Consider the following 12,499-nt stretch of genomic DNA (forward strand, 5'->3'; position numbering starts at 1 on the left):
CCAGTGTTCCCCCGAAGGTAGACCCGCGATTGACGGGGGTCAAACCCCGGTCACGCGCGGGGGGATTTCTCCATCGGCCGGCTGCTGTCGGATGACCATTCGCTCCACGAGCCCGGGTACAGCGCCGCGCCGCCCAGGCCGGCCACTTCCATCGCCAAGAGGTTGTGGCAGGCGGTGACGCCCGAGCCGCACTGGTTGACGACCTCGGCCGGCGCGCGGCCGCCCAGCGCGGCCAGGAACTCGCTGCGCAGCTGCCCGGCCGGCTTGAACCGGCCATCGGCCTGCAGGTTGTCCTTGAAGAACCGGTTCGCCGCGCCGGGGATGTGGCCGGCCACCGCGTCGATGGGTTCGACGTCGCCGCGGTAGCGCTCGGGCGCGCGGGCATCGATCACCAGCACCTCGCCCAGGCGCCGCTGCAACTGGGCCGCATCCAGCGTCGGCAATTGCGGTGCCAGTGTCGGATAGGTGCCCGCAGCCACCGGGACCGGCACATCCTGCGACAGCGCGCCGCCGGCCGCCTGCCACGCTGCCAGGCCGCCATCGAGCACGCGCACCGTGCGGTGTCCCATCCACAGCAGCACCCACCACGCGCGCACCGCGTACATCGCGGCCTGCCGGTCGTACACCACCACCTCGCGGCCCGGCGCGATGCCGATGCGGCCCATCCAGCGCGCGTAGTCGTCGCGTCCGGCCAGCGGGTGGCGCCCGTTGCTGCCGGTCTTCGGGCCCGACAGGTCCTCGTTCAGGTTCACGTACAGCGCGCCGGGCAGGTGGCCTTCGCGCCAGCTGCGCTCGCCGGCGGCGGGGTCCGTCAGGTCGAAGCTGCAATCGAGCAGCAGCGGCGGCTGTGCGCCGGCCAGCGCGGCCTGCAGTTCGGTCGCGGAGATCAGGGGAGGGCGGATCGTCATCGAGGGGCCTTTCAGCTTTCGGGCAGCACGGAAATGTCGCGTTGCGGCGGCGATTCCTGGCGCAGGCGCGTCGCGGCCAGACCGGCGCCGACGATCAGCACCATGCCGGCCAGCGCCATCCAGGTGACCGCGTCATGGAAGACCAGCACGCCGTACGCGAACGAGAACGCGATGCCCAGGTACTGCAGGCTCGCGTTGACCAGGGTCTTGCCGGTGCTGTAGGCGCGCGTCATCAGCAGCTGCGCGGTCGTGGCCAGCAGCCCCACCGCCAGCAGCAGCAGCGCGCCGATCCAGGTGTGCGCATGCATGCCGGTCCACAGCATGCTCAGGGCGCCGGCGATCACGCCGCCGAGCGAGAAGTAGAAGACGATGCGCGATTCGGGCTCGCCGGCCCGGCCGAGCGCCGACACCTGCAGGTACGCGGTGGCCGACACCACGCCCGACATCAGGCCGATCAGTCCGTGCCACAGCTGGTCGTCGGCGATCGTCGGCCGCAGGATCAGCCCCACGCCGATGAAGCCCGTCAGCACCGTCGCGATCAGCCGGCCGTCGACGCGGGCCGTGCCCAGCACCGCGGCGCCACCGATCAGGAACAGCGTCATCCACACCGACGACATGTAGTTCAGCGTCATCGAGGTGGCCAGCGGCAGGTTGCCGATCGAGTAGAACCACAGGCACAGCGCCGACACGCCGGTCAGGCTGCGCCAGAAGTGCATCGATGGCACCTTGGTGCGCAGCGTGCCGCCGCGCCAGCGCGTCACCAGCGCCAGCAGCAGCGTGCCGGTCAGGCCGCGGTAGAACACGATCTCGCCGGCCGGGTAGTAGGCGGATGCGAGCTTCACGCACACCCCCATGCTGGCAAACAGGAACGACGCGAGGATCATCAACACGGGGGCGGAGCGCATCGGTCGATTCTCGCCCAGCGCTGCGCCCGGCCGCCGGCGCAGGGCTTCAGGCCCGCAGCTTCATCGCCTTGCGGTACCACGCATGGAACTGCTCCATGCCGTCTTCCATCGGCGTCTGGTACGGGCCGACCTCGTTGTCGCCGCGCTCGTGCAGCGCGCGCCGGCCGGCGTCCATGCGCAGCGCGATCTCGTCGTCCTCGACGCAGGTTTCCAGGTAGGCCGCCTGGTTGGCCTCGACGAACTCGCGCTCGAAGGCGGTGATCTCTTCCGGGTAGAAGAACTCGACCACGTTCAGCGTCTTCTGCGGCCCCTTCGGGTACAGCGTCGACACCACCAGCACGTGTGGATACCACTCGACCATCACGTTCGGGTAATAGGTGAGCCAGACCGCGCCGTGGCGCGGCACCGGGTTGTCGAAGCGGCCGGTGCGGTAGCCGAGCACCGCGTCGTGCCACTTGCGGTAGGCGGCCGAGCCGGCCTTGGCCAGCGCGTTCTTCGGCCCGACCGTCTGCACCGAGTGGTGGCGGCCGAACTCCCAGGCCAGGTCGTCGCAGCTGACGAACTGGCTCAGCCCCGGGTGGAACGGGCCGACGTGGTAGTCCTCCAGGTAGACCTCGATGAAGGTCTTCCAGTTGTAGTCGCACTCGTGCATGTGCACGCGGTCGAGCACGTAGCCGCTGAAATCCAGGTCGGCGCGCGGGCCGAGGCCGGCCAGGTCGGCGGCCACGTCGCGGCCGTTGTCCTCGAAGATCAGGCCGTTCCAGGTCTGCGTCTTGTAGCGGTTCAGGTGCAGGCAGGGGTCGGCCGGGAAGTGCGGCGCACCGATCAGCTGGCCCTTCAGGTCGTAGGTCCAGCGGTGCAGCGGGCACACGATGTGGCTGCCGGTGTTGCCGCGCCCGCGCAGCATCACCGCCTGGCGGTGCCGGCAGACGTTGGAGACGAGTTCGATCCCCTGCGCGGTGCGCACCAGCGCGCGGCCTTCGCCCTCCTGCGGCAGGGCGTAGTGGTCGCCCGGCTCGGGCACGGCCAGTTCGTGCCCCAGGTAGCGGGGCCCGTGCTGGAAGATGAGCTCCATCTCGCGGCGATGGAGGTCGTCGTCGAAGTACGCGGAGACGGGGAGTTGGGTGTGATAGCGCTCGAGAGCTGGAAGGGCGAGGCTCAGGTCGGACATGATCCCGAGGGTCTCCTATAACCGATGTGAACGTGCCACCACGGGGCGCTGCCGGGGGTGGGAGGTCTCGCTGCGCACGGCGCGTTGGAACCAGCGAGGGCGGGATTGTAGCTGCCGGCCCACGGCTTTCCCTCTTTGGGGGGATGAGTCCACCTTGCGGCGGCTGCGCAACGGTTCGCCGCATGCCGGCTGACTACAATCTTCGCTTTTGTGTCCCGACATGCCAAAGACCTCTGCCACCCCAGCGTCACCCGACGCGCCAGCCAGCTACGAGGACGCGCTTTCCGAGCTGGAACGCCTGGTGGTGGCCATGGAAGGCGGGCAGCTCCCRCTGGAGAAGCTGCTCGAAAGCTACAAACGGGGAGCCGATCTGCTCAATTACTGCCGTGAACGCCTCAGCGCCGTCGAGCGCCAGGTGCAGGTGCTCGAAGAAGGCCAGCTGAAGCCGTGGTCAGGGGGATCCGCTTGATGGATTTCGATGGATGGGCCCGCGCCGAGCTGGAAGCGGTGGAATCCGCGCTGTCCGGCTGGGTGCCGGCCGGGGCACCGGCTGGCCTCGGCCAGGCGATGCGCTACGGCGTGCTCGATGGCGGCAAGCGGCTGCGGCCGCTGCTGGTGCTGGCGGCCGCCCAGGCGGTCGACGGCCAGCGCGAGGCGGCCTTGCGCGCCGCCTGCGCGGTCGAACTGATCCACGCCTACTCGCTGATCCACGACGACATGCCGTGCATGGACAACGACGTGCTGCGCCGCGGCAAGCCGACGGTGCACGTGCAGTTCGGCGAGGCACAGGCGATGCTGGCCGGCGACGCGATGCAGGCCCTGGCCTTCGAGGTGCTGACGCCCGACAGCGGTGTCTCGCCGGCGCTGCAGGCCCGCTTGTGCTCGCTGCTGGCGCGCTCGGCCGGCCATGCCGGGATGGCCGGCGGCCAGGCGATCGACCTGGCCAGCATCGGCGCGCAGCTCGACGAACACACGCTGCGCGACATGCACCACCGCAAGACCGGGGCGCTGCTGCAGGCCAGCGTGCTGATGGGTGCCGCCTGCGGAACGACGAATCCGATGGCCTGGCAGGCGCTGGCGGAGTATGGTGATGCCCTGGGGCTGGCTTTCCAGGTGGTCGACGACATCCTCGACGTCACGCAGGCGTCCGAAACCCTGGGCAAGACGGCCGGCAAGGACATGGACAACAACAAGCCGACCTATGTCAGCGTGCTCGGCCTGGAGCCCGCGCGCCGCCATGCCGCGCAGCTGCGCGACCAGGCGCATGCCGCGCTCGGCCGCAGCGGCCTTTCGAGTTCCGGCCTGCTCAGCATGCTGGCCGACAAAGTGGTGGAACGAGATTCCTGAACCGCGATGAACCACACCCTGTTGCACACCATCCAGAGCCCGGCCGACATCCGGCGGCTGTCGCGCATCGAGCTGAAGCAGCTGTCCGGCGAGCTGCGCGACTTCCTGCTGCACAGCGTCGCCGAGACCGGCGGCCACCTGTCGTCCAACCTCGGCACGGTGGAGCTGACGGTGGCGCTGCACCACGTGTTCAACACGCCGCACGACCGCCTGGTGTGGGACGTGGGCCACCAGACCTACCCGCACAAGATCCTCACCGGCCGGCGCGAGCGCATGCCCACGCTGCGCCAGCTGGGCGGGCTGTCGGGCTTCCCGCGCCGCGACGAGAGCGAGTACGACACCTTCGGCACGGCGCACTCGTCGACCTCGATCTCGGCCGCGCTCGGCATGGCGATGGCCGCCAAGCTGAAGGGCGAGGAACGCCGCTCGGTCGCGATCATCGGCGACGGCGCGATGACGGCCGGCATGGCCTTCGAGGCGCTGAACAACGGCGGCGTGGCCGGCGCCAACGTGCTGGTGGTGCTGAACGACAACGACATGTCGATCTCGCCGCCGGTGGGTGCGCTCAACCGCTACCTGGCGCGGCTGATGAGCGGCAAGTTCTACGCCGCCGCGCGCGAGGGTGCCAAGCAGGTGCTGAAGAACGCGCCGCCGCTGTTCGAGCTGGCGCGCCGCTTCGAGGAGCATGCCAAGGGCATGGTCGTGCCGGGCACGATCTTCGAGGAGTTCGGCTTCACCTACGTCGGCCCGATCGACGGCCACGACCTCGATTCGCTGATCCCGACGCTCGAGAACCTGCGCGACCGCCCGGGCCCGCAGTTCCTGCACGTGGTCACGAAGAAAGGCTACGGCTACAAGCTGGCCGAGGCCGACCCGGTCAAGTACCACTCGGCCTCGGGCAAGTTCGACCCGGCCGAGGGTTTCCCGAAGGCCAAGCCCAGCAAGCCGACCTTCACCCACGTCTTCGGCCAGTGGCTGTGCGACATGGCCGAGAAGGACAAGCGCCTGATCGGCATCACGCCGGCGATGCGCGAAGGCTCGGGCATGGTCGAGTTCGAGAAGCGCTTCCCCGAGCGCTACCACGACGTTGGCATCGCCGAGCAGCACGCGGTGACCTTTGCCGCGGGCCTCGCCTGCGAAGGCCTGAAGCCGGTGGTGGCGATCTATTCGACCTTCCTGCAGCGTGCCTACGACCAGTTGGTGCACGACGTCGCGATCCAGAACCTGCCGGTGGTGTTCGCGCTCGACCGCGCCGGCCTGGTGGGCGGCGACGGCGCGACGCACGCCGGGGCGTACGACATCGCTTTCCTGCGCTGCATCCCGAACATGAGCGTGCTGGCCCCGGCCGACGAGCGCGAATGCCGCCAGTTGCTGACGACTGCGTTCGAGCAGGACCACCCGGTGGCGGTGCGCTACCCGCGCGGCGCCGGTGCCGGCGTCGCGATCGAGCCCGGGCTGGATTCGCTGCCCTGGGGCCAGGGCGAGGTGCGGCGCCGCGGCGAGCGCATCGCGATCCTCGCCTTCGGCACGCTGCTGTACCCGGCGCTGGCCGCCGGCGAGGCGCTGGGCGCGACGGTGGCCAACATGCGCTTCGTCAAGCCGCTGGATGTCGCGTTGGTGACAGAACTCGCGCGCACGCACGATGCCATCGTCACGGTCGAGGAAGGCTGCGTGCAGGGCGGGGCCGGCAGCGCCGTGCTCGAGGCCTTGCAGGCTGAGCGCATCGAGATCCCGGTGCTGCAGCTGGGGCTGCCGGACGTGTTCGTCGAGCATGGCGACCCGGCCAAGCTGCTGGCGGCCTGCGGGCTGGATGCGGCGGGGATCGAACAATCGGTGCTGAAGCGCTTCGGCGCGCGGCCGGCGCTGGTGCGGCCCTTGCCGGCCGCGCATCGCTGATCGCATTTGAACGGCGTCTTCAAGCCCTTTTGCGCATGGGGCGGTGCGATTGCTGTCATCCTTCGCACCGTTGACAGATAGAAGCCGACATGAATCACATGACCAACCTGAAAGACGCGCTGCACATCCCGGATACACAGAGCGAGCGCGATGAGCGCCACCTGGCGATCCAGCGCGTGGGCGTGAAGGACGTCCGCTATCCGCTGCAGCTGCGCCTGGGCAAGACCGTGCAGCCGACCATCGGCCAGTGGGAACTGGACGTGGCCCTGCCGGCCGAGCAGAAGGGCACGCACATGTCGCGCTTCGTCGCGTGGCTGGACGCGCTGAACGAGCCGCTGGATGCCGACGGGCTGAAGCTGCGCTTTGCCGAGATGCTCGAGAAGCTGCACGCGACGCAGGGGCGCATCGAGGTGCGCTTTCCGTTCTTCATCCGCAAGCGTGCGCCGGTGTCGGGCGTCGAGAGCCTGCTCGACTACCAGGGCAGCTGGATCGCCGAGATGCAGGGCGGCAAGCCGGTGGTGTGGTCGCAGGTGCTGGTGMCGGTGAAGTCGCTGTGCCCGTGCTCGAAGGAGATCTCCGACTACGGTGCGCACAACCAGCGCTCGCACGTGACGATCCGTGCCGAGCTGCTGCAGGACGTGCCCTGGGGCGAGCTGGTGCGCTTCGCCGAGGACGCGGCGTCGAGCGAGATCTGGCCGATGCTCAAGCGCGCCGACGAGAAGTGGGTCACCGAGCGGGCCTACGAGAACCCGAAGTTCGTCGAGGACCTGGTGCGCGACGTGGCGCTGGGGCTGAATGCCGACAAGCGGATCGGGCGCTACACCGTCGATGTCGAAAACTTCGAGTCGATCCACAACCACAGCGCTTTCGCACGCATCGAACGCGCATGAATTTCGCAAGCGAAGCGAGCGAGCCATCCAGCCACGCCCGAGGATCCGGCTTTGCCGGGCCGATGGGTGGCGCCCCTCGGGGGCAGGAGCGAAGCGACTGGGGGGCCATATGAACTGGCCTTACGAATTACAAATCGGCGTGCGCTACACGCGCGCCGGTCGCACCGGCCGTCGCAACGGCTTCATCTCCTTCATCTCCGGCGTCTCGATGCTCGGCATCGCGCTCGGCGTGGCCGCGCTGATCATCGTGCTGTCGGTGATGAACGGCTTCCAGAAGGAAGTGCGCGACCGCATGCTGTCGGTCGTCGCCCACGTCGAGGTGGCCGACGGCCAGGGCCAGGCGCTGCCCGACTGGCACCTCACCGCCAGGCAGGCGCGCGAGAACCCGCAGGTGATCGGCGCGGCGCCCTTCATCGCGGCGCAGGCGCTGGTGGCGCGCGGCGACGACATGCGCGGCGCCATCATCCGCGGCATCTCGCCGAACGACGAGGCCACCGTCACCGACCTGGCGGCCCAGATCAAGGACAGCACGCTGTCGAAGCTCGTCCCCGGCGAATGGGGCATCGTGCTCGGCATCGAGCTGGCGCGCTCGCTGGGCGTGCACGAGGGCGACAAGATCACCATCGTCGCGCCGGGCGGGCAGGTCACGCCAGCCGGCGTGGTGCCGCGGCTCAAGCAGATGACGGTGGTCGGCACCTTCAATGCCGGCCACTACGAGTACGACAGCGGCCTGGCGATGATCCACATCGACGACGCCGCCAAGCTGTTCCGCACCGAGGGCCCGACCGGCGTGCAGCTGCGCCTGAAAGACCTGTTCCAGGCGCGCGACGTGGCCGAGCAGCTGTCGCAGGCCTTCGGCCCGCAGTTCATGGTCAGCGACTGGACGCGCACCAACCGCAACTGGTTCTCGGCGGTGCAGCTGGAGAAGCGCCTGATGTTCATCATCCTGACGCTGATCGTCGCGGTGGCGGCGTTCAACCTGGTGTCGACGCTGGTGATGACGGTCACCGACAAGCAGGCCGACATCGCGATCCTGCGCACGCTGGGCGCGAGCCCGCGCTCGATCATGGGCGTGTTCATGGTGCAGGGGGCGGCGTCCGGCATCATCGGTACGCTGTCGGGCGTGCTGTTCGGGCTGCTCATCGCCGTCAACATCGACGTCATCGTGCCGTTCATCGAGCACCTGCTGCGCACCAGCTTCCTGCCGTCCAGCATCTACCTGATCAGCCGCATGCCGAGCGATCCGCAGGCGGCCGACATCGTGCCGATCACGCTGATCTCGCTGCTGCTGTCGTTCGTGGCGACGCTGTACCCGAGCTGGCGTGCGAGCCGCGTGCAACCTGCCGAGGCGCTGCGCTATGAGTGAAGTCGTGATCGATGCGCAGGCGCTGCACAAGCGCTTCAGCGAAGGCGGGCTCGACGTGCACGTGCTGCAGGGCGTGGCGCTGCGCGTTCAGGCCGGCGAGACGGTGGCGGTGGTGGGGGCCTCGGGCTCAGGCAAGAGCACGCTGCTGCACCTGATGGGCGGCCTCGAGGCGCCGACCAGCGGCGCGGTCCAGCTGAAGGGGCGCGATTTCTCGCACATGGATGCGGCGGCGCAGGGCGAGTGGCGCAACCGGCACCTCGGCTTCGTCTACCAGTTCCACCACCTGCTGCCGGAGTTCACCGCGCTCGACAACGTGGCGATGCCGCTGCGCATCCGGCGCCTGCCCAAGCCCGAGGCGCGCGAGCGCGCGCGCGAGGTGCTGGCGCAGGTGGGGCTGGCCGAGCGGGTGGAGCACCGGCCGTCGCAGCTGTCGGGCGGCGAGCGCCAGCGGGTGGCGATCGCGCGGGCGCTGGCGGGGCAACCCGCCTGCGTGCTGGCCGACGAGCCGACCGGCAACCTCGATCGCGAGACGGCCGACGGCGTGTTCATGCTGATGCTGGACCTGGCGCAGAAGCAGGGCACGGCCTTCGTGATGGTGACGCACGACGAGGGGCTCGCCAAACGCTGTCACCGCGTGCTGCGGTTGAAGCAGGGGCGGTTGGTCGACTGAGTTGATCCGTGCGTCGAGGGGGCTCATTGGCGCGGGAGCGCAAGCCTCGGCGGAGCAGACACATGGACGCAGCTCTCGCCGGAACGGAATTCCGGGTTTCACCACAAATCGTCGGCTCGCTTGTCTCCGTTGCGCCCCTCGGGCAGCTTCGGTCCAGGCGTGTGTCGTTGCCAAACCTCAGGAAACTCGCATGTCCAATGTCAATCCCGGTTCCCCCGTCGCTCGCCCAAGCGACTTGTCGACAACGGCTCAGCCCCAGGGCCAAGCTTCGCGGATTTCACAGGCAGTGCGACATCTCCGCGAGACCGCCAGGCGAGGCACCCTCCTGGCTTCGGGCTTGGTCGTGGTCGGCGGCTCGCTCTATGGCTTGTACGCGTCGCTGGATGCGCTGGAACAAGATGTGGAGTCCAACGCTAAGGGTGTGGGCTTGTTCGTTGGCACGAGCGTGAGCATCTTTGGCGTGCTCGTGGGTGGAGCAATGAGCAAGATGGGGCTGGAGGACTGCTGTAGTGGCAGCGACAACGACGGCATGCCGCCCGAGCCCACTCAGCAGGTCTGATGTACAGCCGGCAAGCGCACTCAGCTCTTCGACGGCAACTGCAACATGCCCGCGTAGATCCCCGGTGACGAACCTTCGATCACCACCGCCCCGACCGACTTCTCGTAGAACGCCTTCGGCCCGGCGCTGCCGATGACCGCGTACGCATAGCCCAGCTCGCGCTGGGCGTGCAGCGCCGCCAGCAGCAAGGCCTTGCCGATGCCCTGGCCCTGCACCGCGTCGAGCACACCCTCGGGGCCGAAGAAGTTCCTGCAGGTCGCGTCGTGGCATGCGAAACCGAGGATCTGCTGCTCGCGGACCGCAATGAAGCAGGCCACCGGCAGGCGGCCGATCGCGACGTCGATCTCGGCCACCCAACCCGGGAAGTGCTCTGCCGCCCAGGCCAGGATGCGAGGTTTCTCGGGGCTGAGCGCACGCCGGATCGTGACGCCGTGCCGGCGGGTGACGGCCAGCGCATCTTCCAGCGGTGGCAGCTTGTACAGCGTGACGAGCATGTCGGACATGCCCCTGATCTTATGCGACGGCCCATGGCGTTTCGACCCAGGGGCTCGACCTGCACACCGACTTGGCATTGCGGGTCGATGAACTGGAGGACCGCACCACTGAACCCGTGCAGTCTGACGACGCCTGCCGAGATCTGAAAATCTACTTCGTGTTCGTCACGATCGTCACCCGCCGGTTCTCCGGCGCCGCCGGCACCGCGCGGTTCAGCAGGTCCTTGTCGCCCTTGCCCTCGGCCTTCAGGCGGTCGGCGGCGATGCCGTGCGCGCTCACCAGGTACTCGCGCACGCTCTCGGCGCGCTGCTGCGACAGCACCAGGTTGGCCTCGGCCGAGCCGCGCGGGTCGGCGTGGCCTTCGACGTTGAAGCTGTAGTCGGCCAGCCGGTCGTTCTTCAGCGCCGCCGCCACCACGTCCAGCTGCTGCCTGGCCGATTCGCTCAGGTCCGCCGAGTTGGTCACGAAGGTGATCAGCAGCGAGGCGCTCGCCTTGCGCTCCGGCGCCGACACGCCGGCCCCGTCGCGGCTGACCTTCAGGCTGCGCGTGAGCACCGGCTCGGGCGGCGGCGTCAGCGCATCCAGCAGGTTGGCTTCGGTCACCTTGTTGCCCTTCAGCACCCGGGTGTCGCCGATGTCCTGTGCCCACAGCGGGGCGACAAGCAGGGCCGTGAGCACGAAGCCAGCGATGCGGCGCAGCGAAGAAGTCGAGTTGTCCATCAGGGACCTCCGGAGGGGCTCTGCAAAGAGAGATGAAGGCGATGATCGCCCGCGGCGGTCATCGCGTGAAGCGACCAAGGTCACGCATTTTCAGGGGGAGCCGTCGCCTTCCCACAGCCCCGACATGCGGGTGGTCTCGGCCGGGTCGCCGACCCACACCGCAATCGCGCTGTAGTTGTCCTGGCGCGGCCGGTCGGCCTCGCGGATCAGCGCGCCCATGCGGTCCAGCCAGTCGTCCGGCGACTCGGCCGCGGCAAACGCGGCCTCGATCGTGCGCTTGGTGAACAGGTCCCACCAGCCGTCCGAGCACAGCAGGAAGGCATCGCCATCCTCGATCGGCATGTGGGCTTCCAGCGTGGACGGCTCGATCGCGCCTTCGGTGCCCATCGCGCTGAGCAGCTGGTTCTTGTGCGGGTGGTCGATCGCCTCCTCGGGCGTCAGGTAGCCGGCGTCGACCATGCGCTGCACCACGCTGTCGTCGCGCGTCACGTGGCACACCCGGCCGTGGCGCAGCATGTACAGGCGCGAATCGCCGACGTGCGTCCACAGCGCCTCCTCGCGGCGCATGTCGATCCACAGCGCCACCACGGTCGCGTGCATGCGCTCGGCGCTGCGCTTGCCCTGCTGCTGCTCGTTGATCGCGGTGTGCGTGTCGCACACCAGCTGCGTCAGGTAGTCGGGCGTGGCCTGCGTCGCCGACTGCAGCCCGAGCGCCGTCATGCGCACCACCATGTCGGACGCGATGTTGCCGCCGCGGTGGCCGCCGGCGCCGTCGGACAGCACCGCATAGCAGAACGGCCCGCTGATGCCGTGGCGCAGGTCGTCCTCGTTGCGGCTGCGCCCACCCACCTCGCTGCGGGCGGCGATCTCGACTTGCAGCATGGCCATGCGTCCTGGGCGGCGGATCGGGATCAGGTGCCGGGATGGCGTTCGGCGTCGAGGCGGTCGAGCTGCTCTTCGTAGGCCTTGATGAAGGCCTTGCCGAACAGCTCGTGGAAATCCTCCTGCGCGTCGTCGTGGATGCGCTGGTAGTGCTGCAGGTACAGCTCCCACAGCTTGGCGCGCCGGTTCATCGGCAGCACGCTGTCGAGCATGCTGTGGCCCGAGAGCTTGCCCTCGAGCTGCGACGGCTCGAAGCGCTGCAGCACGCCGCCCAGCGCCGCGCGCATGCCGGCCATCGTGCCGATCGCATGGCCGAGCAGGTCGTCCATCGCGTCGTGCACCGCCGCCGGGCCGACCATGAAGCCGCGCATCGGCGGCTGCAGCAGCTGTTCGATGGCCGCGCCGGCATCGGGCGAGAACTTCAGCGGGTTGTTGTTGCGCGCCTGGATGGTGGTGACGTCGGCGCGCAACTCCTGCTTCGCGGCGGCGCGCACCGCCACCAGCTTCAGCGTGCCGTCGACCGAATGCCGCAGCACCTCGCCGATCACGCGCATCAGCGCCGGGTTCAGCCCCTGCGGCGGCTGCAGGCCGATGCCGGCGCCTTCGCAGAAAGCCGCCCACAGCGCGGCGGCCGAGGTGTCGCCGGCGGCATGGGCCGGCGCGGCAGCCACCGGCGCGGCGGCCACCGGC

14 protein-coding genes are annotated in these 12,499 nt (G+C 69.1%); 7 read left to right on the top strand and 7 right to left on the bottom strand.

What is annotated here, in order from left to right:
- Positions 1-50 precede the first annotated feature (50 nt).
- From AC1DYN_RS22375 to AC1DYN_RS22385, 3 genes are read right to left on the bottom strand one after another with little or no spacing between them, the layout of a single operon-like run.
- Entirely contained in the window at positions 51-908 is an 858-nt protein-coding gene (locus AC1DYN_RS22375) for a sulfurtransferase (RefSeq protein ID WP_477963318.1), read from the bottom strand.
- Between the two features lie 11 nt (positions 909-919).
- Positions 920-1,813 carry a DMT family transporter gene (locus AC1DYN_RS22380; protein WP_477963319.1) on the bottom strand — a complete coding sequence of 298 codons (894 nt, stop codon included), beginning with the start codon at positions 1,811-1,813 and terminating at the stop codon, positions 920-922.
- A gap of 46 nt (positions 1,814-1,859) precedes the next feature.
- On the bottom strand, positions 1,860-2,984 hold the full coding sequence (locus AC1DYN_RS22385; RefSeq protein WP_477963320.1) for an aromatic ring-hydroxylating oxygenase subunit alpha: 1,125 nt from the start codon (positions 2,982-2,984) through the stop codon (positions 1,860-1,862).
- A gap of 220 nt (positions 2,985-3,204) precedes the next feature.
- Here AC1DYN_RS22385 and AC1DYN_RS22390 point away from each other — a divergent pair, with 220 nt between their 5' ends.
- The 7 genes from AC1DYN_RS22390 (at position 3,205) to AC1DYN_RS22420 (ending at position 9,712) form a co-directional block, all read left to right on the top strand.
- Complete coding sequence (locus AC1DYN_RS22390; RefSeq protein ID WP_477963321.1) at positions 3,205-3,453, top strand: exodeoxyribonuclease VII small subunit; 249 nt, start codon at positions 3,205-3,207, stop codon at positions 3,451-3,453.
- Positions 3,453-4,331 carry a polyprenyl synthetase family protein gene (locus tag AC1DYN_RS22395; protein WP_477963322.1) on the top strand — a complete coding sequence of 293 codons (879 nt, stop codon included), beginning with the start codon at positions 3,453-3,455 and terminating at the stop codon, positions 4,329-4,331. The genes AC1DYN_RS22390 and AC1DYN_RS22395 overlap by 1 nt, the downstream gene beginning before the upstream one ends.
- A gap of 6 nt (positions 4,332-4,337) precedes the next feature.
- Positions 4,338-6,227, top strand: coding sequence for a 1-deoxy-D-xylulose-5-phosphate synthase (gene dxs / locus AC1DYN_RS22400; RefSeq protein WP_477963323.1), 1,890 nt, complete (start codon positions 4,338-4,340; stop codon positions 6,225-6,227).
- 98 nt (positions 6,228-6,325) lie between these two features.
- Positions 6,326-7,117, top strand: a complete 792-nt coding sequence (gene folE2 / locus AC1DYN_RS22405) for a GTP cyclohydrolase FolE2 (protein ID WP_477963331.1) — start codon at positions 6,326-6,328, stop codon at positions 7,115-7,117.
- A 109-nt stretch (positions 7,118-7,226) separates the two neighbouring features.
- Complete coding sequence (locus AC1DYN_RS22410) at positions 7,227-8,483, top strand: lipoprotein-releasing ABC transporter permease subunit (RefSeq protein ID WP_477963324.1); 1,257 nt, start codon at positions 7,227-7,229, stop codon at positions 8,481-8,483.
- Positions 8,476-9,153 carry a lipoprotein-releasing ABC transporter ATP-binding protein LolD gene (gene lolD / locus AC1DYN_RS22415; RefSeq protein ID WP_477963325.1) on the top strand — a complete coding sequence of 226 codons (678 nt, stop codon included), beginning with the start codon at positions 8,476-8,478 and terminating at the stop codon, positions 9,151-9,153. The genes AC1DYN_RS22410 and lolD overlap by 8 nt, the downstream gene beginning before the upstream one ends.
- A gap of 190 nt (positions 9,154-9,343) precedes the next feature.
- Entirely contained in the window at positions 9,344-9,712 is a 369-nt protein-coding gene (locus tag AC1DYN_RS22420; protein WP_477963326.1) for a hypothetical protein, read from the top strand.
- 20 nt (positions 9,713-9,732) lie between these two features.
- Here AC1DYN_RS22420 and AC1DYN_RS22425 read toward each other — a convergent pair whose 3' ends face one another.
- The 4 genes from AC1DYN_RS22425 to tagH form a co-directional block, all read right to left on the bottom strand.
- Positions 9,733-10,215 (bottom strand): GNAT family N-acetyltransferase, encoded by a 483-nt coding sequence (locus AC1DYN_RS22425; protein WP_477963327.1) that lies wholly within the window; start codon positions 10,213-10,215, stop codon positions 9,733-9,735.
- A 142-nt stretch (positions 10,216-10,357) separates the two neighbouring features.
- Positions 10,358-10,927: an OmpA family protein gene (locus AC1DYN_RS22430; RefSeq protein WP_477963328.1), complete on the bottom strand. Its 570-nt coding sequence runs from the start codon at positions 10,925-10,927 to the stop codon at positions 10,358-10,360.
- Positions 10,928-11,017: 90 nt separating this feature from the next.
- The gene (locus AC1DYN_RS22435; RefSeq protein WP_477963329.1) at positions 11,018-11,815 is read right to left on the bottom strand and encodes a PP2C family protein-serine/threonine phosphatase; all 798 of its coding nucleotides are present in this window, start codon (positions 11,813-11,815) and stop codon (positions 11,018-11,020) included.
- 23 nt (positions 11,816-11,838) lie between these two features.
- Positions 11,839-12,499, bottom strand: a 661-nt coding sequence (gene tagH, locus AC1DYN_RS22440) for a type VI secretion system-associated FHA domain protein TagH (protein ID WP_477963330.1), incomplete at its 5' end; no start/stop codon positions are given.

The sequence above is a fragment of the Rhizobacter sp. P2_D12 genome, assembly GCF_056404395.1.